Annotated in this window: 20 protein-coding genes and 1 pseudogene; 9 read left to right on the forward strand and 12 right to left on the reverse strand. The window is 40.3% G+C overall.

What is annotated here, in order from left to right:
• The first annotated feature begins 18 nt into the window (after nucleotides 1-18).
• The 6 genes from BV375_RS29935 to BV375_RS29960 all read left to right on the forward strand — a co-directional run bounded on the left by BV375_RS29935 (nucleotide 19) and on the right by BV375_RS29960 (nucleotide 4,708).
• Entirely contained in the window at nucleotides 19-579 is a 561-nt protein-coding gene (locus tag BV375_RS29935) for an NUDIX hydrolase (RefSeq protein ID WP_134076215.1), read from the forward strand.
• A 63-nt stretch (nucleotides 580-642) separates the two neighbouring features.
• The gene (locus tag BV375_RS29940; protein WP_086767287.1) at nucleotides 643-1,410 is read left to right on the forward strand and encodes a methyltransferase domain-containing protein; all 768 of its coding nucleotides are present in this window, start codon (nucleotides 643-645) and stop codon (nucleotides 1,408-1,410) included.
• A gap of 44 nt (nucleotides 1,411-1,454) precedes the next feature.
• Nucleotides 1,455-2,270 (forward strand): class I SAM-dependent methyltransferase, encoded by an 816-nt coding sequence (locus tag BV375_RS29945; RefSeq protein ID WP_086767289.1) that lies wholly within the window; start codon nucleotides 1,455-1,457, stop codon nucleotides 2,268-2,270.
• Between the two features lie 23 nt (nucleotides 2,271-2,293).
• Entirely contained in the window at nucleotides 2,294-3,025 is a 732-nt protein-coding gene (locus BV375_RS29950; RefSeq protein WP_243714098.1) for a DJ-1/PfpI family protein, read from the forward strand.
• Nucleotides 3,026-3,266: 241 nt separating this feature from the next.
• On the forward strand, nucleotides 3,267-4,070 hold the full coding sequence (locus BV375_RS29955; RefSeq protein WP_086767290.1) for a sulfite exporter TauE/SafE family protein: 804 nt from the start codon (nucleotides 3,267-3,269) through the stop codon (nucleotides 4,068-4,070).
• 131 nt (nucleotides 4,071-4,201) lie between these two features.
• Nucleotides 4,202-4,708 (forward strand): GNAT family N-acetyltransferase, encoded by a 507-nt coding sequence (locus tag BV375_RS29960; RefSeq protein WP_086767322.1) that lies wholly within the window; start codon nucleotides 4,202-4,204, stop codon nucleotides 4,706-4,708.
• Between the two features lie 13 nt (nucleotides 4,709-4,721).
• Here BV375_RS29960 and BV375_RS29965 read toward each other — a convergent pair whose 3' ends face one another.
• From BV375_RS29965 to BV375_RS30000, 7 genes are all read right to left on the reverse strand, one after another.
• Nucleotides 4,722-5,684: a HEAT repeat domain-containing protein gene (locus BV375_RS29965; protein WP_086767292.1), complete on the reverse strand. Its 963-nt coding sequence runs from the start codon at nucleotides 5,682-5,684 to the stop codon at nucleotides 4,722-4,724.
• A 438-nt stretch (nucleotides 5,685-6,122) separates the two neighbouring features.
• On the reverse strand, nucleotides 6,123-7,286 hold the full coding sequence (gene argJ, locus BV375_RS29975; RefSeq protein WP_086767294.1) for a bifunctional glutamate N-acetyltransferase/amino-acid acetyltransferase ArgJ: 1,164 nt from the start codon (nucleotides 7,284-7,286) through the stop codon (nucleotides 6,123-6,125).
• 175 nt (nucleotides 7,287-7,461) lie between these two features.
• Entirely contained in the window at nucleotides 7,462-7,689 is a 228-nt protein-coding gene (locus BV375_RS29980) for a ferredoxin family protein (RefSeq protein ID WP_086767297.1), read from the reverse strand.
• Between the two features lie 96 nt (nucleotides 7,690-7,785).
• Nucleotides 7,786-8,568: a class I SAM-dependent methyltransferase gene (locus BV375_RS29985; RefSeq protein WP_086767299.1), complete on the reverse strand. Its 783-nt coding sequence runs from the start codon at nucleotides 8,566-8,568 to the stop codon at nucleotides 7,786-7,788.
• A 115-nt stretch (nucleotides 8,569-8,683) separates the two neighbouring features.
• Entirely contained in the window at nucleotides 8,684-9,136 is a 453-nt protein-coding gene (locus BV375_RS29990) for a GNAT family N-acetyltransferase (protein ID WP_086767301.1), read from the reverse strand.
• 139 nt (nucleotides 9,137-9,275) lie between these two features.
• A complete protein-coding gene (locus BV375_RS29995; protein ID WP_086767303.1) occupies nucleotides 9,276-10,985 on the reverse strand; it encodes a fumarate reductase/succinate dehydrogenase flavoprotein subunit in 1,710 nt (569 codons plus the stop codon).
• A gap of 86 nt (nucleotides 10,986-11,071) precedes the next feature.
• Nucleotides 11,072-12,145: a sulfonate ABC transporter substrate-binding protein gene (locus tag BV375_RS30000; protein WP_086767305.1), complete on the reverse strand. Its 1,074-nt coding sequence runs from the start codon at nucleotides 12,143-12,145 to the stop codon at nucleotides 11,072-11,074.
• 253 nt (nucleotides 12,146-12,398) lie between these two features.
• Between BV375_RS30000 and BV375_RS30005 the strand changes: the two genes are divergently transcribed.
• Together BV375_RS30005 and folE are read left to right on the forward strand one after the other, a co-directional pair.
• On the forward strand, nucleotides 12,399-13,118 hold the full coding sequence (locus BV375_RS30005) for a class I SAM-dependent methyltransferase (RefSeq protein ID WP_243714099.1): 720 nt from the start codon (nucleotides 12,399-12,401) through the stop codon (nucleotides 13,116-13,118).
• Between the two features lie 162 nt (nucleotides 13,119-13,280).
• Nucleotides 13,281-13,832: pseudogene (gene folE / locus BV375_RS30010) on the forward strand (GTP cyclohydrolase I FolE); the annotation flags it as partial.
• A gap of 173 nt (nucleotides 13,833-14,005) precedes the next feature.
• Here the strand turns inward: folE and BV375_RS37300 are convergent.
• Nucleotides 14,006-14,179: a hypothetical protein gene (locus BV375_RS37300; protein ID WP_166507560.1), complete on the reverse strand. Its 174-nt coding sequence runs from the start codon at nucleotides 14,177-14,179 to the stop codon at nucleotides 14,006-14,008.
• A 435-nt stretch (nucleotides 14,180-14,614) separates the two neighbouring features.
• Entirely contained in the window at nucleotides 14,615-15,451 is an 837-nt protein-coding gene (locus BV375_RS30015; protein WP_086767311.1) for a hypothetical protein, read from the reverse strand.
• A gap of 528 nt (nucleotides 15,452-15,979) precedes the next feature.
• Between BV375_RS30015 and BV375_RS30020 the strand changes: the two genes are divergently transcribed.
• Nucleotides 15,980-17,185 carry an MFS transporter gene (locus BV375_RS30020; RefSeq protein WP_086767313.1) on the forward strand — a complete coding sequence of 402 codons (1,206 nt, stop codon included), beginning with the start codon at nucleotides 15,980-15,982 and terminating at the stop codon, nucleotides 17,183-17,185.
• 405 nt (nucleotides 17,186-17,590) lie between these two features.
• Here the strand turns inward: BV375_RS30020 and BV375_RS30025 are convergent, their stop codons facing one another.
• The 3 genes from BV375_RS30025 to BV375_RS30035 all read right to left on the reverse strand — a co-directional run bounded on the left by BV375_RS30025 (nucleotide 17,591) and on the right by BV375_RS30035 (nucleotide 20,775).
• Entirely contained in the window at nucleotides 17,591-18,679 is a 1,089-nt protein-coding gene (locus tag BV375_RS30025; RefSeq protein WP_086767315.1) for an aliphatic sulfonate ABC transporter substrate-binding protein, read from the reverse strand.
• 103 nt (nucleotides 18,680-18,782) lie between these two features.
• Nucleotides 18,783-19,667 carry a TauD/TfdA family dioxygenase gene (locus BV375_RS30030; RefSeq protein ID WP_086767317.1) on the reverse strand — a complete coding sequence of 295 codons (885 nt, stop codon included), beginning with the start codon at nucleotides 19,665-19,667 and terminating at the stop codon, nucleotides 18,783-18,785.
• Nucleotides 19,668-19,812: 145 nt separating this feature from the next.
• Entirely contained in the window at nucleotides 19,813-20,775 is a 963-nt protein-coding gene (locus BV375_RS30035) for a TauD/TfdA family dioxygenase (protein ID WP_086767319.1), read from the reverse strand.
• Between the last annotated feature and the right edge of the window lie 517 nt (nucleotides 20,776-21,292).

A 21,292-nucleotide genomic window follows, 5' to 3' on the forward strand; every position in this document is an offset into this window, starting at 1 on the left:
AAAAGAGGTTGAAGTATAGTGAATTCATTTGATTGGAAGCTTTTAAAGTCTAGGTATCTAGTAAAAGATAAATGGCTTTCGCTCCGTGCTGACACTTACCAAATGCCTGATGGAAAAATAGTAGAGCCTTTTTATGTTTTTGAATATTCAACATGGGTAAATGTCGTCGCTTTAACCAAGAATCAAGAAGTTGTGTTAGTTGAACAATATCGCCACGGTATTCAAAAGACAGTTTTAGAATTACCTGGTGGTTGTATGGAACCAGAAGATAGCTCCCCACTTGAAGCTGCAAAACGTGAGTTATGGGAAGAGTCAGGATATACAAGCAACAATTTTTTTGAGACGGGAAGAATATCGCCTAATCCAGCAACTCACAATAATTTTATTCATTGTTTTTTAGCAACAGATGTAGAGCTTGTAGGCAATTTAAAGTTAGACTCAACAGAAATAATAAATGTAACCCTATTGCCATTAGATAATTTAATTCAAAATTTTGATAACGGTATTTTCTTGCAATCATTTCATGTTAGTTCATTATTTTTTGCTCTAAAAAAGCTGGGTAAAGTGCAATTTTATTAGTCTATATTCATTTTAAATTATTTGTCACCCTTTACTTTCAACATCAAAAAATAGGGTATCACAATGCCGGATAAATGGAATCCAGAACTATACGAACGATTTCAAGCAGAAAGAAGTCGTCCATTTTATGACTTAGTAGATTTGGTACAACACCAAAAAAACTTACGAGTTTTAGATTTGGGATGTGGAACGGGCAAGTTAACCAAATATCTGCATGAGACATTAAAAGCTAAGGAAACTTTGGGAGTTGATGCTTCCGAAAAAATGCTATATGTAGCGCATCAATTTGCAGGAAATGGATTGCGGTTTGAGCAAGGACGGATTGAAGATAACCCAGGAGAAGGTAAGTTTGATGTCGTGTTTTCTAATGCTGCTTTACAATGGGTGACGGGACATGAAGCATTATTCGCTAAATTACGAGAAAAGCTGCAACCCGGTGGACAGTTAGCTATACAAATACCAGCGATGTATGATGAGCCAGTGCATCAGTTAGCAGTGGAGACAGCAAAAGAGTTTAGTCAAGAGCTAGGCGGATATGTGCGGCGTTTGGAAGTACTTTCTCCAGTAGATTATGCCACACTGCTTTATAAATTGGGATTTGTTAAGCAACAAGTGAAGTTGCAAATTTATGGGCATTTGTTACCATCAAGAGAAGCTGTGGTGGAATGGTATCGAGGGACATTGTTAACAGCTTATGAAACGCAATTAAATAGCCAAAATTATGAAAGCTTTCTAGAACTATATCAGCAAAAATTATTTGAGATTTTACCAGATGAGCGTCCATTCTTTTTCCCCTACAAGCGTATCTTAATTTGGGGAAGTATTTCTTAATTGATACTACTACAAATGTTTTTACATATCTTAAGGAAGAATATATGACTACGATTGTTTCATTCGATCGAGTTTCTAATATTTACGATGCTACAAGAGGATTTCCGCCAGGAATTTCTGAGCAAGTAACAGATGTTATACTCAATTTAGTTTCGCCAACAGCAGATACCAAGTTTTATGAAACAGGTATTGGTACTGGCAGAATTGCTGTACCAATTGCCAAAAGAGGCTATTCTTACACTGGTATAGATATCTCAGAAAAGATGTTAGCTGAACTGCACCAAAAACTAGAAGGTGTGTCTCACAAACTAACAGCAATTAAAGGAGATGCTACTGCTTTACCCTTTGATGACAACTCCTTCGATGTGGCGTTGGTTGTTCACGTTTTTCACCTAATTTCTGCTTGGAAACAGGCGCTAGCAGAAATTCGTCGCGTCCTGAAACCTGGTGGCATTTTGCTCTACACTCACGGATACGCTAACTCTGTTAATGCTGGTTCAGAGGTGAATGCACAGAGGTGGGAATTTACTGAGCATTGGAAAGCAATTTTACAAGGCTATGGTCATCCTTTACCGCGTTATGGTGCGACAGAAGAAGAAGTTTTAGCAGAGTTGGAACAACAAGGTGCAACATTAGAAACCGAAATTGCAGCTCAATGGCGAGTTGAAGATACTGTTGGTAAATTGATAGAAAACCAAGAAAATAAAATCCAAAGTGCAGCTTGGAGTATTCCTGATGATATCTTTCCTCATGCTATTCAAGATTTGCGAAACTGGGCTTTAGAACGCTACAGTTCGCTGGATTATATTTTGCCTCAACAACGTGAATTCAAGATTGTTGTAGTACGCAATTGGGCTTAAATCGAAAATTTTTGTAGGGGGCAATGCCACCTGCGATAATTGAAAATAAAGAAGTTATGAATTCTAGAGAAAATCATCCTTCTATATCAATAGGAATCGTACTGTTCCCTAATGTGACGCAGTTAGATTTCACAGGCCCATACGAGGTATTTACCAAGTTACCAAACACGCATTTACATCTGCTAGCAGAGACTCTAGAACCTATCCGAAGCGATCGCGGTCTCACTTTTTTACCTGACACCACTTTTGCTCAATCCCCACCTCTAGATGTGTTGTTTGTCCCTGGAGGGCCGGGTATTGATGCAAAGCTGGAAGATCGGGAGTTTCTCGATTTTCTGAAAACGCAAGGAGAAAAAGCCCGCTACGTGACATCTGTTTGCACGGGTTCTTTGCTACTGGCTGCGGCTGGTTTACTCCAAGGCTATCGTGCTACTACTCACTGGCTATCTCTGGATTTGTTGGAGTTGTTTGGAGTTAAGGTAGTAGAACAGCGAGTTGTGATCGATCGCGATCGCATTACAGGCGGTGGTGTTACATCGGGGATTGACTTTGGATTAGTTATCGCTGCGGAATTATTTGGAGAAGCGATCGCCCAATCAATTCAACTAGGAATAGAATACAATCCCCAACCTCCATTTAACAGTGGTTCTCCCCACACTGCACCGGATGCGGTAATCAACAACGTCAAGGCTGCTAGCCAAAATCGTCATGATACACGTCAGAAAATCATCCAAAAGATAGTTGCCCAATTGTAAACTTTTTAATTTTGAATTAGTCAATTATTTCACAATTTTGTAAAAAATTAAATTCAAAAAAATTGTGTTTGCAAACACATTATTCTCAGCTTGATTACCAACTTTTTTGTTACCAAAATTATCGCTTTCTTACTAAAAATATTGGTATAAATTGTTGGTATTTTTAAGAATTTATAACTAAGCAAATAATTAATAAATCAAATCATAGAATACTAATTATCAGCCTTTTAAAGATAAAAATGTGGATATTTGGCAGATAATTATTCTGGCTGGGATATTTTTTTTAGCCAGCATTGTTAGCGTGATTGCCGGTAGCACATCTCTGATTACTGTGCCTGTAATGCTGGAATTTGGTATAGAACCGCGGACTGCGATCGCTACCAATATGTTTGCATTGACTTTAATGAGTATTGGGGGAACATTACCTTTTATTGGCAAAAAAGTAATTAACCCTAAACGCTTACCATTACTAACTTTATTAACTATAGTAGGGTCATTTTTAGGAGCATTACTGGTACTGATTTTGCCATCTAAATCAATGCCATTGATAATTTCTATTTCCATGATAGTAGTAGCTATATTATCAGCGTTCAATCGTCATGCTGGAGTAGCCCCATCTCAATTTATCCCACCATGTATTGCAGAAATTGCAGGCTATATAGTGACGTTTATCCTTGGTATTTATGGGGGTTTTTTTAGTGGTGGTTATGTAACACTACTCACAGCAGCTTATGTCATGCTATTTCGGATGACATTTGTGGAAGCGATCGCAACTACTAAATTTATCAATATATTTTCTTCCTTGATAGCCACCATAATTTTTTTGCAGCAAGGAATAGTAGATTTCGACTTAGGAATCATCCTTGGTACTACAATGTTTATAGGTGGAATAATTGGCGGACGTTTAACACTCAAATTGAGTAATGTCTGGTTACAACGTATTTATTTAACAGTAGTTGCTATCTTAGCATTTATCACACTGCGGAAATCTCAGGCGCAAAATCAGCCAGCGAGTACAATTGATTTGTTAACACCTTCAGCTTAAAACAAACTTGATTTAATAAGTTCAAAAAAATGTATGGTGTTTTGTCGCCAAGCGTCTCACCGCGAAAAATTCAAGGTGCGTTAGCCTACGGAATAACAAACTACCTCAATTTAATTACGAATTCTCAATTTATGTCTATAGCTAAACCGCAAGTAATTAACATTGCTAATTTACCAAATACAACCATCACCCTTCGTTTAATTACACGCGATAAACTTCCACCACTTCTGAGCCTATATCAACATTTAAATCCAACGGATGCGCCTTTACCTGCTAATAATATTTTGCAATCAATATGGGATGAAATTCTATGCAATCCAAGTCTTTTTTATATTGTGGCGGAAATTGCTGGTAAGTTAGTATCGACGTGTAATTTAGCGATCATTTCTAACCTGACACGCGGTGCACGTCCATACGGCATTATTGAAAATGTTGTTACTCATGCTAATTATCGGCAACAGGGATTGGGTACACATGTGCTACGTTATGCTTTAAATATTGCATGGCAGCAAAAGTGTTATAAAGTAATGCTTTTAACTAGTTCAAAACGCGAGGAAACTTTGCGCTTTTATGAGCAAGCAGGATTCAAACAAGGCGTGAAAACTGGATTCATCGCCTTACCACCAGAGGGATTATAAGGCTTTGTCAGTATTATGTTTTCGTTTGCTCTCTTATTTTTTGAATTGCTTTTTGTGCGTAGATACTAACCTCGCGATCGGGATCGTCTAGTGCTTGTTGAAGGGCGTTTAGAGCTTCAATTTTACTTAAATTTCCAAGAGCGATCGCAGCTTCTTTTCTCACATCTGAATATTCATCTGTTAGCGCTTCAATTAGTGCAGGTAAAGACTGGATATCGGGGATTTTCTGTAATATTTGAATGGCAAATTTTCTCACCTGCCAATGTTCATCTTTCAATGAAATTAGTATAGTAGGAATAATTTTGGCATCAGCATGAAGTGCGAGAGACTTAGCAGCATTGCGGCGTACTTGCCAGTCTGTATCGTTTATTAAAGTATTATTCAGTAGATTTACGATATCTGCATCTGCAAAATGCCCTAAAGTCAAAGCAGCCGCACGACGCACGCTATCATCGCGATCGCTAACTAAAGGTAAGGCAGGTGGGCATATCTGCACTTGATTAAGATAGCTAAGAGTAGTAACAGCCGCTTCCCTTAGTTGAGGATGTTCCGAGTCAAAGAAGGATAGTACCGCAGGAAGAGACTGGGCATCATGTATCTTTCGCAACAGAATTAACACATTCAGTTGGAGGTTGATATCTTCTTGCTGTAACGCATCAAGCAAAAGCAGCAAATGTTCTGAAGTTACCAACTCACCCAAAGCTGACAGCGCCTCACTACGAATTTCTACATCTGATGAAGCCAGACAGGGTAATAAAGCCGGAACAGCGATGGGATTGGCAAGTTCCCATAATGCAGTCACAGCAATTTTTTGCACGGCGGTGCTTTCATCTTGCAAAGCTACAATTAGACCATCAATAGCCGCCTCTTCGCCCAAGTGTTGCAGAGTTTTGACTGCAACTAAGCGATCGCTTACATCAGGCGATCGCAACATTTCTAACCATTCATTTAATTCAGAATCTATATTTACAGACATTTTGCATCCCGATCAAACTGGTTAATCTTTTATCCCTGCCTTGTAGTAGGAGTAATTTCAAACAATTAATTCGCTTGCCTAAAACAAATATACTAAATCAAGAAGCAATCAAAAAATTTGCTGATCATCGGCATGATGTTCTCAAGCAGGTAAAAGGAGTAATTCGTCATAATGCTTATAAATATTCAATTTACTGACCTATAACAATTGTTTTTAAAAATAGGGTTTACGAAAGTACCAATAGCTGGGTCTCAACAAGTATATCAATCTTCATCTTCAGGAGCTTTGATAATATTACCAGCTTAAGAACAGCAAGAGTATGTTCAGTCTGTGCATTTGGTCGCTGTACGTCGAGTATTGCTAGAAAATGGTTTAATCAACTCGAATACTTTCGACAGTTTTTTATAAAAGGTTGCAAGCTAAAGTGGCAAAACTTAATTAAGTTGAGTATTTACCGTTAATTTCTACATAACCTTCTGAAAGGTCACAACCCCATACAGTTGCAACAGCTTCGCCAATATTGAGGCTAACATGAATATTCACCTTATCCTTAGACATTACTTGTCGTAACTCTTCTAAATTTTCCTCATTTAAAATATTCGGATATGCTTTAATATTATCAAACCTAATCACAACATTTTCTGGATTTATTGCTAGCTCATTTTCGCATTTGCCGATAGCCATTGCTATTCGTCCCCAATTCGGATCGGCACCATAGATAGCAGTTTTTACTAAAGGTGAATTAACTATTGCTTTAGCAACTGTTTTAGCTTGTGCATAATTAAGAGCCGAATCTACAGTTACTTCAATAATTTTAGTAGCACCTTCGCCATCTCCTGCTATTTTCAAAACTAATTCATGGGCGATTTCTTGCAGCGCGCGAGCAAATTCCTGTTCTGAAACTTCACCTGCTAAACCATTAGCTAAAATGATAGCAGTATCGCTAGTAGAAGTATCTGTATCGATACTTAGGCAATTAAACGTTTTATCTACAATAGGGCGAAAAATTGAACGCAACACATTGGCAGAAATCGCCGCATCGGTAAAAAAGAAAGCTAGCAATGTCGCCATATTTGGCTCAATCATGCCCACACCTTTGGCAATTCCTACCAGCTTGGCATTTCCAATTTGTCGCGCTGCTAACTTTGGTACAGTGTCGGTTGTCATAATACCGCGTGCTGCCAAATTGAAATCAGCCGCAGTTAATTTCTTACCAATTCCTAACAATCCGGTTCGGATTTTTTTTATGGGGTAACGTCTACCAATTACGCCTGTAGAAGCTATCAAAATATTATGTGGAGAAATTCCAGTTTCATTTGCTACAAGTTGAATTATTTCTTCTGCATCGGCAATACCTACACTACCATTAGCTACATTTGCATTTTTAGATATAACGACAATTCCCTGCGCTTGATTATCTTTTAAGTTGCGGCGGCTAATAGTCACACTTGGCCCGACGAAAAGACTTTGTGTAAATACTCCATCAACAGCACAGGAAACATCCGATTTAATTAATACAAAATCATCAGTAGTATCCTTTATGCCTAGATTAGTAATAAACGTACTAAATCCTTGAGGAGTTGAAGATGAACCTAATGACATTTGTTATATAAAACTCCTCTAATTGTGTGGTTTGATGATAGTGGTAGTTTAACGATCGCCTTTTTAGGCATCTCATTTTTTGTGGGTTTTTATTCGTCAAAACTATTCAAACTGAAGGGTAGGCATTACTATGAAAAATTCTCTCTTTAGCCCCAAAATTTAGCCTGGGGCTAGATTAACGTAACAAAAAAGGAATTTGTACCTTAATTGCATTTGTGGGACATTCTTTTTCGCAAGGAAGACAGAACCAGCATTCGTCATATTTCATATATGCTTTGCCAGTTTCGGGATTTTTGGCTAGTACATCAAGCGGACAAACTTCAATACAAACCCTACATTTTTCTAAACATTTAGACTCGTCTACAATAACAGGAACATCTACTCTTTGATTAATTAAAGCCATCTGACACCTCTGTACATTGTTAGTATTTTTGTCATGTAAGCAATGCCTACCCTACAGAAAGATTAATATTTCACGAATGATTTAAGTGTAATACTTTTAATTGGCAATTGCTGCTTTAAAAAAACGATAACCCACATCAATTTCTGTTAACTGACGAATGTCTCCATACTTTGCATCCCATTCACCACTACTTAAATCTGCTGCGAGAGATTTGACACCAGATTCAATAAAATTGCGATTCCCCAACGCAAAGGAAGATATTCCTGCACGCACTTCTGGCTGAAGATACAATTCAGGTCGCCTCCAAGCTGCTGCGGCAAATAAATCAGATAAATCGTAGGGTAACATCAAAGGTATTACTTCAATAACCCTTTGAGTATTCTGCTCAATTAAACTTGTAATTTCATGCAGTGGCAGAAATTTTAGTGCGTCTTCCCACAGCCAAGGAAAGTAATCATATAACCAGATTTTTTGAGCAAATCTGATATCAAAGCTTAATAATATAACTGGCCCATTTCTTATAATTCGGTGCATCTCTTGAAAAGATTTTGCTAAATCAGAAAAATGATGAATTGTCAGAATACTAATTACCGCATCAACAGATTGATCGGGTAAAGGTAAAGCTTCTGCATATCCAGTAAACCATTTAACTTTTGGATGTTCTGATGCTTGTGTACGCATTATCGATGATGGTTCAACAGCATAAACAGAAAATCCTTGATTAGCTAGCGCTTTTGAGTAACCACCAGTACCCGCCCCAATATCAGCAATAATCCTACCTTTTGGCAAATCGAGTAAGTTGATTATAGTCTTGACAATTCGCGGATCGGGAACGCGAGTTTTTGTATATTGTTTACCGATTGAATCATAAAGAGGCATTTGTAAAACCCCAGATTTTTATATAGATAGCATACAAGTAATGTTCTGTAGGGTGGGCATTGCTCACCTTATAAAGCTTTCACAAATCAAATAAGACTTCGATACTCAGCATAAATTACTTGTAACCAATTTTCTTATAAAACGTCATTGACTGTTTGGTATTGGTGTAACCAATTTTTTCATAAAAAATGTGAGCCTCTGTGCGTTTAATGTTAGAACGTACAATAATTCCTTCACATCCAGCTGAAGAAGCCCACTGCTCAATATACTGCATTAATGTACGTCCAATTCCTGCATGACGATAATCTTCATCCACCACTAACCCAAGAAGTAATGCTTGATTTGGAATAATTATCAAATCACAAGTATGAGCGTGTGCCCAACCAATAACGTCATCATTTGCTAATGTAGCAACATAAACAACGTGACTGTTATTATCTTGAATTTGCACAAGGCGTTGCTCTATCTGTTGCGATGTAGCAGAATATCCAAGCTGAACGCAAAGCAGTGCAATTTTCTCTGCATCTTTACCCTGGGCCAATCTAATTTTTATTTGCTTATTATTCATTAACAACAAATTTCTTATCTCTCTGCACCCCTCTACGTTTAAAAATTGTTAACGGTGCGTTGCGCTGCGGGACAACACACCCTACCATCAATTTCTTAACATAGTTTTAAATATTAGCGCTGATTTACTTGTCTTGAGTTTATCTCACTGCTACATCATAGACTTCTCTTCCTAAATCCACATCCACAATATAAGGTTCAACAGGACGCTTAAATAACACCATTTCCTCTCTTGGATTCTTCTTCAAATTCACATGACAAAACCACTCTTGATTATTCTTCTCTGGAAAATCTAAGTGATAGTGATAAAGTCCCCAGCGACTTTCTCGGCGATATATTGATGCTCGTGCAGCCATCTCTGCACAATCTCTAATAAAATGTACTTCCATACAGCGCATGAGTTCGTGAGGATCGTGCGCTCCCATTTGTGCCAACGTGTCATGATAGCGGACAAAATTATTCAGCCCAATTTCCATTTTGTAATTTGATTTTGGCGGTTGTAAGTAATCGTTTACTAACCGCCGCAACTTATATTCAACCTGGGTATGGGGAATTCCATTCGGCTGATTTAAAGGTGCATAAATCCTTGCTTTTTCTGCTGCCAAAAAGTCAGGATCGGGTTCCAAAAGATCCAAATCTTGGATGTACTCAATAGCATGAGTTCCTGCTAAACGTCCATATACAAATGCCCCAATCATATAGTTATGGGGAACACTTGCCATATCTCCGGCTGCATACAATCCTGGTACTGTGGTTTCTGCTTTTTCATTTACCCAAACACCAGAAGCACTATGCCCACTACATAATCCAATTTCAGAGATATTCATCTCAATACCGTGGGTGCGGTAGTCTTCACCTCTACCTTCATGGAAGCGTCCTCGACTTGGTCGTTCGTTTGACCATAAAATAGACTCAATTTCGGAAATAGTGTCTTCATCTAAATGAGTCATTTTCAATTGAATTGGCCCTTTACCAGAGTTTAATTCTTTCCAAATCTCTAGCATCATTTGACCACTCCAATAATCACAATTAATGAAGCGGTGTCCTTCAGCGTTGGCGGTATATGCGCCAAAAGGCCCAGCAACATAAGCACAAGCTGGGCCGTTGTAGTCTTTGATCAAGGGATTGATTTGGAAGCATTCGATGTTACTCAGTTCTGCACCTGCGTGGTAAGCCATTGAGTAACCATCACCAGCATTAGTTGGGTTTTCATAAGTACCGTAGAGGTAGCCAGATGCAGGTAATCCTAAGCGTCCGCAAGCACCTGTGCAGAGAATGACGGCTTTGGCTTGGATGACAACAAAATCCCCGCCACGCACATCAAACCCAACCGCACCGATCGCTCTTCCTTGGTTTACCAAAACCCGTGTCGCCATGACGCGGTTAGTAACATTGACTTTATGGCGCTTTACCTGTCGGGTAAGAATAGTCTTCAGGTCTTTACCTTCTGGCATTGGCAATACATATTTGCCTACCCGATGCACTTGCTTAACATCATAATTTCCTTGGGGGTCTTTTTGGAACTTAACACCCCAACTTTCTAATTCTTGAATGGTTTCGTAACCTAGCTTTGCGGTTTGGTAGACAGCTTTTTGATGGAGAATACCATCGTTGGCAATAGTGACTTCGCGCAGATACTGTTCTGGTGTAGAGTATCCGGGGATGACTGCGGTATTGACGCCATCCATACCCATTGCGATCGCACCACTCCGACGAATATTCGCCTTCTCCAAAATCAGCACTTGTGCCGCTGGATTAGCCTGTTTCGCCTTAATTCCCGCCATTGTCCCTGCCGTACCGCCGCCAATCACTAACACATCGGTTTTTATCCATTGGGTAGTTGTTTCCATATAATCACCTGAGGGAAAGGGGGATGAGGGAGATGAGGAAGCAGTAGAAGCAGAGGAGAAATAACTATTGCCCAATACCTCATGCCCTAATTACGCCAAACTATGTCCTTGACGCTAATTTGTTTCGGTACAAGTTTAATTTTGTAGAAAGCATCGGCTACCTGTTGCTGTCCAGCAATCACTTCATCAGTAATAGGAAGTACACCATAATCACGCCGCTTTTCTGCTAGTTCTAAAACCTCAGCATCAATACCTAATGCAGGCGAGAGAAATTTAGCCACTTCAGCAGGATTATTCTTTGCCCAATCGCTAACTTTTTTCACTTCATCTAGAACTGTTTTTAAAGTATCTGCATGGGCTTCGCTAAAAGACTTAGCAGCCAGATAGTAACCACGATTAGGCGCTAATCCTGTTGCGTCGATGAGAGTGCGTGCGCCTGTTGCTTTCTCTGCTAAAGCTAAGTACGGGTCCCAAATTGCCCAAGCATCAACGTTCTTACCTTCAAAAGCAGCACGCGCATCAGCAGGCTGGAGAGGAGTTACTTGGATGTCGCTATATTGTAGTCCTGCTTTTTCTAGTGCTTTCACTACCAAGTAGTTAGTGTTGGAACCTTTAGCGAAAGCAACTTTTTTGCCCTTGAGGTCGGCCACTGTTTTAATAGGTGAATCTTTGTGAACTACGATCGCTTCCCCTTTAGGACTCCAGGGATCGTAGGCAACATACACTAAAGGCGTACCTGCGGCTTGGGCAAATATCGGTGGTGATTCTCCGGTGTAACCAAAGTCAATACTCCCGGCGTTGATAGCTTCTAACATTGGCGGGCCTGATGGAAATTCAGTCCAAGTAACAGAAGCACCAGAGGAAGCCAAAGCTTTTTCTAAGTCGCCTTTTGCTTTCAATGCACTTAAAATAGTTCCCGCTTTCTGAAAGCCAATACGAACCGCAGTGCTGCTGGCGGCTGCACTCTGATTAGGTGTAGCTGTTACCTGTGTTGTGGCTACGCGATCGCTGGTGTTTGAAGAACAAGCCGAAACAAATAAAACCAAGCCGAGTCCGGCTGCAAACAGTAGAAAAAAAATACGGATTCTTTGTAGCTTAAACCTTTGGAGAAAGCCGAGCAAAATGTTTAATAGTCGAGATTGAAAAAACTTGGACAACATAAATACTCTGCTTTTAATGGTAAATACTTATGAAACACCCAGAAAATTTTTAGTTAACTTTAGGTAGATGAGTGATAAAAATATCACACAAAAATAATTTGTTTCTTAGGCATTGCCTAGAAAACGAAATAAATATTGCAGTATCAGAGCAAGTTATGAAACTATTTCAGATAATACTACGGTATACTTATCAAATTACAGTAGATAAAGTAAAATTTATCAGGAATTGATGAGATCTGATGAGAAGCTGACAATGAGCGATTCTCGTTCCGAGACTCTTCGTGAACGCATTTTGCAACAACAAATTGCCTACTATAGTGCTAGAGCTAATGAATATGATGAATGGTTCTATCGCCTTGGTCGTTACGATCGCGGTGACGAACTAAACCAGCGTTGGTTTGCAGAAATTGATATTGTCAAACAGGCTTTACAACAAATTGGACATACCGAGGAAATCTTAGAATTAGCTTGTGGAACGGGAATTTGGACACAGGAGCTTTTAAAAATAGCCAAGAAAATAATTGCAATTGATGCTTCAGCAGAAGTAATTGAAATTAATCGCAGTAAGTTAAATTCACCGAAGATAAAATATCAGCAAGTTGATTTGTTTGCCTGGGAACCTGATACTGAATATGATTTAGTATTTTTCTCTTTCTGGTTATCTCATGTGCCGCCAGAATTACTTGAATCTTTTATGTCAAAAGTCTATAAATCTGTGCGTGTTGGTGGACAAGTATTTATTGTTGACTCACGCTTTGAACCAACATCTACAGCTAATAACCATCTTCTTAATGATGACGGCAGTATATACAAAATCCGTAAGTTAAACGATGGGCAAGAATTTCAGATTGTGAAAATTTTTTATCAGCCAGATGAACTGCAAAATAAACTTACACAAGTCGGTTTTATAGCTGATGTCAAAGTGACAGATCATTATTTTATTTATGCTAATGCTACGAAGTTTGAGAATTAATTTGTTGTTAACAGATTATCAAGAAATAGCGCTCGCTACCTCGCAAAATTTTCTCTAATTTAATCACGAATGACTACTGAACTTGATTATTATTTCGACAGCGACACATACAAAGCCGAGAATTCACCAGCACCTCTAGAGAGACTTAACGACCCAATTATTGATTCCGTGCGAACATTATTGCTCGGTGTTGGTGAAAATCCTGAACGTGAAGGACTGCTGAAAACAGATAAGCGAGTCGCACAGGCCATGCGGTTTCTCACTAGTGGTTATCACCAATCTTTAGAAGCAATTGTCAATGGAGCAATCTTTGATGAAGGTCACAACGAGATGGTATTAGTTCGAGATATTGATGTTTTTAGCTTGTGCGAACACCATATATTGCCGTTTATGGGTAAAGTACATGTTGCTTATATCCCCAACCAAAAGGTTGTCGGACTGAGTAAACTGGCTCGGATTGTGGAAATGTATTCTCGTCGCTTGCAAGTACAGGAAAGGCTAACTAAACAAATAGCTGAAGCTATTCAAACCATACTTCAACCTCAGGGTGTTGCTGTTGTTATTGAAGCTATTCATATGTGTATGGTAATGCGGGGTGTACAAAAACCTGGTTCTTGGACTGTCACCAGCGCTTTGTTAGGAGTGTTTCAAGAAAAGCAAAAAACTCGTGAAGAATTATTTAATTTAAATGGTCATAAGGCTGAGTTATTTTAGCTTACTCAAATTTGAGGCTGAAGTCACCTCAGTGCGATCGCGATTTGATGGAAACGTGATAATTACTGGGGCGAGTCAGTGAAATTTGATGCAATTATTGAGGATTTAAGTATGCTTCCTGCAATCATCCAAAGCTTTGAATAAGAGAAATGAACAACTCAATAATCTGATTTTTAACCCTCTCCCCTAAGCCTACGCTGTACATACAAGCCGGAAAATCTAACGAACAGAAAATCATTGATGGTGCTTTGCGCTGGGCGACAACACAACGCCAGTTTGCTCAAGTCAAGCCAGCCGCTTGCGGGAGTTCCCCTCGTTGTGCGGACTGGCGTGGGAAACCCGTCCATGCAACTGGCTCCCTACTGGCGCTACTTTGAGTCAGCAAGATTTTTAACCTCTCCCTTGCAAAAGTATGAGAGTGCATCGCGCTGATCGGAAAACATCTTTCTTTATCTAGTAGGCTATTTCTAGCTCATTAAATCGGCAGAGTTTTAAACTACCTATACCCCCAAGGAAATAAATAGGCCTAATTTCTATTCTTGATCGGTAATCCACCAAATAAAAAAGAACGAAATTAATAAAATTATTAATGAGATGATTTCACGAATCATTTTCATTTGTTATTGGTCAGTTATCCTCTCTTACAAAGTTCTGAGCGGAGGTTTCCTTCGCTCAACGCCAGTCGCCTGCGACGAGAAACTCGTCTACAGCGCTGGCTCGACTTTGTGCTTTATCGTTTATTATTTCTCCATCTCCTCTTGCTTCTCCAATTCTTAATATACTTAGTCATGTAATTCAAGGCGAACATAAGTGCGATCGTCAAATGACTCTCTACCTGGTGCAAGCCCTCTTTGTCCTAAATAAAGGTCATAAAATAAAGGGTCTTTAGCGATAATTTCTCTTAGAATTGTCTCGCTTTCTTTAAGAGTTGTTCTTAAATCTGGATAACCATCACTGGCAAGAATAACTGACTTAACTTGCTCTGGAATCTTGACAACTTCAATATATTTCTCAGGGACTCGCTCGCCATTAATTACACCGTAACCAAAAGGTTCTGTCGGAGAATTACACAAGGCTGATTGCAAGCTATATATAGATACAAGAAAATTTTGGCTGGGATCGTTTTGCAGTAATTCTGTAATTGTTTTACCCTGAGCCAGGTAGGAATGCACAATTAAAGAACGTAACTGAGTTGTAACTTCATCTACTTTGCTGAGTGGATTGTGACCTTTCCCATCTAATAAATATTGACAATCCCCCACCCGCCAAATTTCTCGTCGCGTATTAGAGAATAGTATGATTGCAAAACAAGGCGCAAAAATTGGAGTTTTATCTGATTTAACTTTTAGCAAAGATTTTCTTACTGCTTGAGTTAAATGTTCAATGGCTTCTGTAGCATTACTATCAGGAGCAAGACTTTCTAAAGCTTGAGCGCCTATTTCTGCTACAAATCTACCAGGAGAAAGTCCGTCATAACTAGCACCAGATGAATCCGTAGCACCATCCAGAACAGCTACAAAGTCCTGGTTGACGACAAGGCGATCGTCACCTTGCGTCGGATCTCCATACTTCGATCGGCTCAATGACTCAACTACTGTGAAGCTTGGGTTTGAATTCATCTTCAGTATCTTACCTCACAGCTACATCTATTAGATATTAAATCGTTACTAAAATAAGTAACGATTTATTTACTAAACTTATTTAATATCTGTATCAGTAGCTCATGACATAGAATACTTTCATAATCAACTTAAATGTAAGGTTTTTAATAGCAAATATTTGCTATTAAAAACTTGCTGTTATGAAGCTTTTGTGTAAATATTCTATATAGTTATTAGTAAAATACGGTAAACTTATCAAATTAGAGTATTTTACATGATATTTGTGCAGTTTTTAAATTTTTTCGTAATTTTTCTATTTGAGGTTTTAAATGAACCTAACCCATCATCAGCGGGTTATGCTAGGCAATGTTGGCACTAAATATAAGTTTTTTAATAAAGTTTTGACTATGCCTATAGTTATTAGTCATAGCTGAAAATTTGTAGCGCCAAAACAATGATGTATACAGCTTATTTCTGATGTTAGTTGGGAAAATCTCTGCTATATTCCGCAACTTAGCGATAACCCAAAACATTAATTAGATATTTATGAATTCTCAAGAGCAGTCTGATCTCACCGATACAACTGCATTTAGCAATCTGCTAGCGAATCGGACGACTATTTTCATCTTAGCGATCGCCTGTGGATTAGCAATAGCAAATGTGTATTACAATCAACCTCTATTAGCAGATATGGGCAGAAGCTTTCATATCTCTGTAAAGCAGGTAGGATTTATCCCGACGCTTACCCAAGTAGGCTATGCAACAGGCTTACTATTGTTAGTTCCTTTAGGCGATCGCTTAGAACGACGACAGCTAATTATCAAGATGTTCGGCTTGCTTACCTGTACCTTAGTAGGAGTCGCCATCTCTCCCAATGTAATTTGGTTAAGCGTAGCTAGTTTTTTGCTTGGTTTTACTAGCATTGTCGCCCATCTGATTCTTCCCTTCGTTGCCCAAATCACCCCGCCCAACCACCGAGGTAAGGTGATTGGTACATTGATGAGTGGACTGATTATCAGTGTCCTCTTGGCTCGTTCTGTGAGTGGGTTTGTAGGTAAAATGTTTGGCTGGCAAGCGATTTATTGGATTGCTGCTGTTGTCATGATTTTTCTCGCTTTGGTAATTCGCAAACAGCTACCTGCCAATCGCTCCTCATCGCAGATGTCTTATCCGCAACTGATGCAAAGCCTTGCCCATCTTACCTATCAACAGCCTGTTCTTCGGGAAGCTGCATTCAATATTGCTTTAGTATTTGCCGCTTTTAATGTCTTTTGGGTAACACTGGTTTTCCTGCTAGAATCGCCTCCCTATAACTATGACAGTCAAGTTGCAGGATTATTTGGCTTAGTAGGTATAGCCGGAGCTGGTACAAGTTCCCTGGTCGGTAGATTAGTAGACAAGTGGGGTGCAAGGAGCGTTGTAAGTGTAGCTCTTTCTCTTGCTTTATCCGGCTTTACGATTCTCTGGCTAGCAGGAAATCATTTAATGGGTCTGATTTTGGGGGTAATAATTTTAGAATTAGGAATGCATAGCGCCTACCTTTCTAATCAAATCCGCGTTTATAATCTTGTTCCTAATGCTGAGAGCCGATTGAACACTGTGTATATGGTAATCAACTACACTGGAGGGGCACTTGGTTCCTTACTTGGTAGCTATAGCTGGGCAATCTGGCAGTGGAACGGGGTTTGCGCTTTGGGGTTTTTCCTGTTAATCCTAGCGTCAATTTTGCACTTTGGAGGACGTGGTGGATAGACTCTACGCGAGATCGCTGTTTCTGAAGAGTTTACCAATCTTCCAGGCTTGGTCGAATGAGAATCTCATTTACGTTGACATGTGGCGGTTGTGTCACCGCGTAAACGATCGCGGCCGCAATGTCTTCACTTTTGAGTTCGTTTAAGCTAAAGATCCAAATTTACCTTTAACCAGCGACCAAATACTGTAGCTTGTTTCTGGGAAGGTTCCAGATTCAAACTGCGATAATTTGGTCGATAAACCGTATTTTTTTAGATAAAAATCCCGTAGTTAGGGAAAAAAAGCAATAGCTGTCAGTAAAAGAAGATATCAGCTATATAGTATAAGTTATCCCGCTTTTTCCTCAGCCTATTATCTTCTAACGCATCCTAATTTATTTTCGTCTAGCTCAGTACAATCACTAAGTCATGCCTTATTTTTGATACTATCCGGTATGATAGCTGCATACTGCTGAGAAGTTAAAGTAGCTTGCCGGACATCAACTTGTTTTGGCACGATTTGTAACTGGTATAAGATATCGGCTACTTGCTGTTGATCTCGCAGCACTTGCTCATTAATAGGATGCATATCGTACTTTCTCCTCTTAAGGATGATTTCCATCGTTGGTACATCAACATTTAAGTTTGGCGCAAGAATTTCAGCCGCAGCCCGCCTGTTTTGATTTGCCCACTCTCCAACTTGGTAGTACTCTTCTAGAATTGCTTTGAAGAGTTCAAGGTTATTGCTAGCAAACTCCCTCGCAGCTAAGTAGAAAGAGCCTGGTGTTTTAATTCCCTGAGCATCCCGCAGAACTCGGATCGTTCCCTCCTGTTGAAACTTGATCAGTGTCGGGTCGATCGCTACATAAGCATCAACAGTTTTGTTCAAAAATGCTGCTCGTCCATCAGCAACAGTCAAATTCACACCTTGAACATCGTTAAACTTTAACCCAACTTCTTCCAGTGCTTTCGCCAAAAAATAGGTCAGAGCAGTTCCTCTAGCATAAGCAACCTTCTTACCTTTAAGATCCGCCACCTTCTTAATGGGAGAATCTTTCGGCACAATAATTCCATAGCTTTCCCCCGTACCCGCCGGGATATTCACTAGGTAAACCAGATTGTTGCCAGCAGCCTGGGCAAAGATAGGCGGCGTTTCCCCGACTGATCCCCCATCAATGCTACCCACACTTAAGGCTTCCAGTAGGGGTGGGCCGGAGATGAATTTCGTCCAGCTCACATCTATTCCCAAAGGAGCTAAACGCTTTTCAATAACACCTTTTTCCTTTGTTAAATCGCCAAATGATGTGAAGCCAAGGCGAATAAGTTTAGGCTTGCTATTACTAGTGTTGCTATTACTCGCAATAATGTTGTTGTTATTGTTACTGATCGTATTTTTGTCACCACTACCAGCATTTGCTCCACAGCCTACCAATGTAGCGAAAGAGGTAAACCCATATAAGGTGTAAAGCAAATCTCGTCGGGAAATTAATCGTTTCCTGACATAAGGTTTAATCATGACTGTCAATCCTGTCTTGTTTACTGTTGACTGTTAACCGTTGACAATTAACAGTCAACGATCAACACCATATTTTGTTCTATATCCTTAGACTGCTAAACCTTTAGAACGGACGGCTACCCCGGAGGCTGACTCGTTTGAGAATACGGGTAGCATTGGCATCAAATTCAGGACGGTAGTGAGCTGTTGCTTGGTTATCCCAATAAAGTAGGTCGCCCTTGCTCCACTGGTGGCGATAGGCAAACCGGGGTTGTTTGATATGCTCTTGCAACTTTGCAACTAGTTTTGCTCCTTCTACATGGTCATAATCCACGATGTCTACATCGCTAGCTGCATTGAAGAAGAGGATCTTTTTGCCTGTATCTGGATGCGTGCGAACCAGAGGATGAATTGCTACTCTTTCGCCTGGTTCAGGAGCGCGACCAGCTGCATATTTAGGATTACCATACTCATCCCGATCCCTACTGCCATAGAAATTGAAGTAGCGAACTTGCAAGCCAGCAATTTGCTGTTTGGTGGCATCATCTAGCTCATCGTAGGCCTGAGCTAAATTCACCCAATAAGTATTGGGGCCATTCTCAGGTACTTCTACTGCATATAGGAAAGAGCCGCTAGATGGCACAGGGAGCCAGTAATGATCGATGTGAGGTAAAAGTTCTTGATAGTTCGGTCTGATATTGACTGAACTATCCTCAGGAGCAGCATTTGCGAGAGTAAGTACTAGGGGTGGCAGGTATTCTTCTGTTTCTCCTTTGCGGACATAAGCAGGCTGCTGGAGAATATCGCCAAAGTAATTGGCAAAGGCTAACAACTGATCGTCAGTTAATATTTGGTTTTTGAAGATGAGAAGATGGCGATCGCGCCATATCTGCTTCAGTTGTAAAATCACTTCTGGTTCTACAGAACGACTGACATCAATTCCGGTAATTACCGCACCTAGAGCCGCGTCTGTGGGTGTAATCTCAATCCTACTAGCCGTGAGTGCCATGATCTGGTCTCCTTAAGATTTAGGACTATACGATCAACTGGTCATGCAAAAATTACCCTTGTAGAGCAACAAGGGGTTAATGTCTGCGTTCATAAGTACTGAGTAGTTTTTAATTTACTCAGCACTCATGATTTATAACTCAGCTTTACGAAAGGACTGGTTGTGCTTCCTTAGACTCAGCTTTCTGCTTGAAGACGCTTGGTACTTCACCACTGAAGGCTTCACCGTGAACCACTTCGGAACGGGAACCATCAACCCCTACTGGAACATCGCCTGTGATGGTGGTGCGATAGAGGAGACGTTCGACATCCAAATGATCCAAATCTTGCGGAGCTAAATGTACTGTGGCGCGGTTGTCCCAGAAGGCAATATCACCGTTGTTCCAACGAAAGCGGGTGGTGTAGGCAGGTTTAGTGACTTGGTTAAAGAACAACTCTAGCAATAGTCTGCTCTCTTCTGGTGACACATTCACAATTCGGGAGACGAAGCCAGGGTTGACGAACAAAGCACGTTCACCAGTTTCCGGATGAACTCTGACGACTGGGTGAATAGAAACCAGGGGATTAACAGCAATGCGATCGTCGAATTTGCCGTTGCGGGGTTGATAACCGCCTCCATTGAAGCGATGTTCCGCTTTCAATGTATCTGCTAGGGCGCGCAAGGGTGCTGAGAGTCCCTCATAAGCGGCAACAAGGTTACTCCACTGGGTATCACCACCAAAACTGGGGACATTAACGGCGCGTAAAATTGACGCGGCTGGTGGGTTAATGGCCGCAGTTACATCTGTGTGCCAGGGGCCGCCAGTACGAAAACCATACTGCCGTTCATAAAGCTTACGGTCTACAGGTTTAATCTGAGGAAATCCGGGAACTGGTTCAGGCTCTCCCAGAGGATGGGCGAAAGTTACTTCGCCAAAACGAGATGTGAACTCGACCTGGGCAGCATGATCGATGTTTTGATTACGAAAGAATACAACTTTCCACTTTAATAGCGCTTTGCGAATTTCTTGGACTTGCTCGTCAGAAAGAGGGCGGGAAAGGTCTACACTACCAATTTCGGCACCGATAAAACCAGCAACTGGTTTAACTTCTATATGTTTGTAGCCCATGTAGATATCTCCAGAGTTTGATCTGTAGGATGGTGTTCGCACTCATTGGTGTCAACTTAAGCTCAACGCTTATCCCACATACGTTTTACCCCACCCCTTAATCCCCTCCCCCGAAGTTTGCTCAACGGGGGGGAACCCCCGCACGCAACTTCTCTCCGCAGGCGGGGAGGGGAAGTTTTGGCTTTAGACAAAACTGGGGTGGGGTGACGAGGATCGTAATGGTAGGTGAGTGAATACAAAATCACCTTATAACAAGGGTTTCACGTTAAGTTGACACGTATGGTTCGCACTCGCCAGTTTCCTTCGGAATTTTGCCAATATTCTGATAGCAATATTCCTGTGCTGGGAGTAGAACTGAAAACATCATACTATATTCCGATAGATTTACCGTAGTATGTATTGCTATTTAACAATTTCCTGTGTTTTTGCAGCTAGAGTACTCCAAGTAAAAAAATGCCCAATTGTCATTGCGAGCGAAACGGAGTGTAGCGAAGCAATCTCAAACTCTGCGATTGCT

Origin of the sequence: Nostoc sp. 106C, from assembly GCF_002154725.1 — a bacterium.
Classification (GTDB): domain Bacteria; phylum Cyanobacteriota; class Cyanobacteriia; order Cyanobacteriales; family Nostocaceae; genus Aulosira.

What these genes read in the sequence shown, in the direction of transcription:
- BV375_RS29940 (WP_086767287.1), top strand. Translation starts at nt 643, where the DNA reads ATGCCGGATAAATGGAATCCAGAACTATACGAACGATTTCAAGCAGAA.
- BV375_RS29945 (WP_086767289.1), top strand. Translation starts at nt 1,455, where the DNA reads ATGACTACGATTGTTTCATTCGATCGAGTTTCTAATATTTACGATGCT.
- BV375_RS29950 (WP_243714098.1), top strand. Translation starts at nt 2,294, where the DNA reads ATGCCACCTGCGATAATTGAAAATAAAGAAGTTATGAATTCTAGAGAA.
- BV375_RS29960 (WP_086767322.1), top strand. Translation starts at nt 4,202, where the DNA reads ATGTCTATAGCTAAACCGCAAGTAATTAACATTGCTAATTTACCAAAT.
- BV375_RS29965 (WP_086767292.1), bottom strand. Translation starts at nt 5,684, where the DNA reads ATGTCTGTAAATATAGATTCTGAATTAAATGAATGGTTAGAAATGTTG.
- argJ (WP_086767294.1), bottom strand. Translation starts at nt 7,286, where the DNA reads ATGTCATTAGGTTCATCTTCAACTCCTCAAGGATTTAGTACGTTTATT.
- BV375_RS29980 (WP_086767297.1), bottom strand. Translation starts at nt 7,689, where the DNA reads ATGGCTTTAATTAATCAAAGAGTAGATGTTCCTGTTATTGTAGACGAG.
- BV375_RS29985 (WP_086767299.1), bottom strand. Translation starts at nt 8,568, where the DNA reads ATGCCTCTTTATGATTCAATCGGTAAACAATATACAAAAACTCGCGTT.
- BV375_RS29990 (WP_086767301.1), bottom strand. Translation starts at nt 9,136, where the DNA reads ATGAATAATAAGCAAATAAAAATTAGATTGGCCCAGGGTAAAGATGCA.
- BV375_RS29995 (WP_086767303.1), bottom strand. Translation starts at nt 10,985, where the DNA reads ATGGAAACAACTACCCAATGGATAAAAACCGATGTGTTAGTGATTGGC.
- BV375_RS30000 (WP_086767305.1), bottom strand. Translation starts at nt 12,145, where the DNA reads ATGTTGTCCAAGTTTTTTCAATCTCGACTATTAAACATTTTGCTCGGC.
- BV375_RS30005 (WP_243714099.1), top strand. Translation starts at nt 12,399, where the DNA reads ATGAGCGATTCTCGTTCCGAGACTCTTCGTGAACGCATTTTGCAACAA.
- BV375_RS37300 (WP_166507560.1), bottom strand. Translation starts at nt 14,179, where the DNA reads ATGGACGGGTTTCCCACGCCAGTCCGCACAACGAGGGGAACTCCCGCA.
- BV375_RS30015 (WP_086767311.1), bottom strand. Translation starts at nt 15,451, where the DNA reads ATGAATTCAAACCCAAGCTTCACAGTAGTTGAGTCATTGAGCCGATCG.
- BV375_RS30020 (WP_086767313.1), top strand. Translation starts at nt 15,980, where the DNA reads ATGAATTCTCAAGAGCAGTCTGATCTCACCGATACAACTGCATTTAGC.
- BV375_RS30025 (WP_086767315.1), bottom strand. Translation starts at nt 18,679, where the DNA reads ATGATTAAACCTTATGTCAGGAAACGATTAATTTCCCGACGAGATTTG.
- BV375_RS30030 (WP_086767317.1), bottom strand. Translation starts at nt 19,667, where the DNA reads ATGGCACTCACGGCTAGTAGGATTGAGATTACACCCACAGACGCGGCT.
- BV375_RS30035 (WP_086767319.1), bottom strand. Translation starts at nt 20,775, where the DNA reads ATGGGCTACAAACATATAGAAGTTAAACCAGTTGCTGGTTTTATCGGT.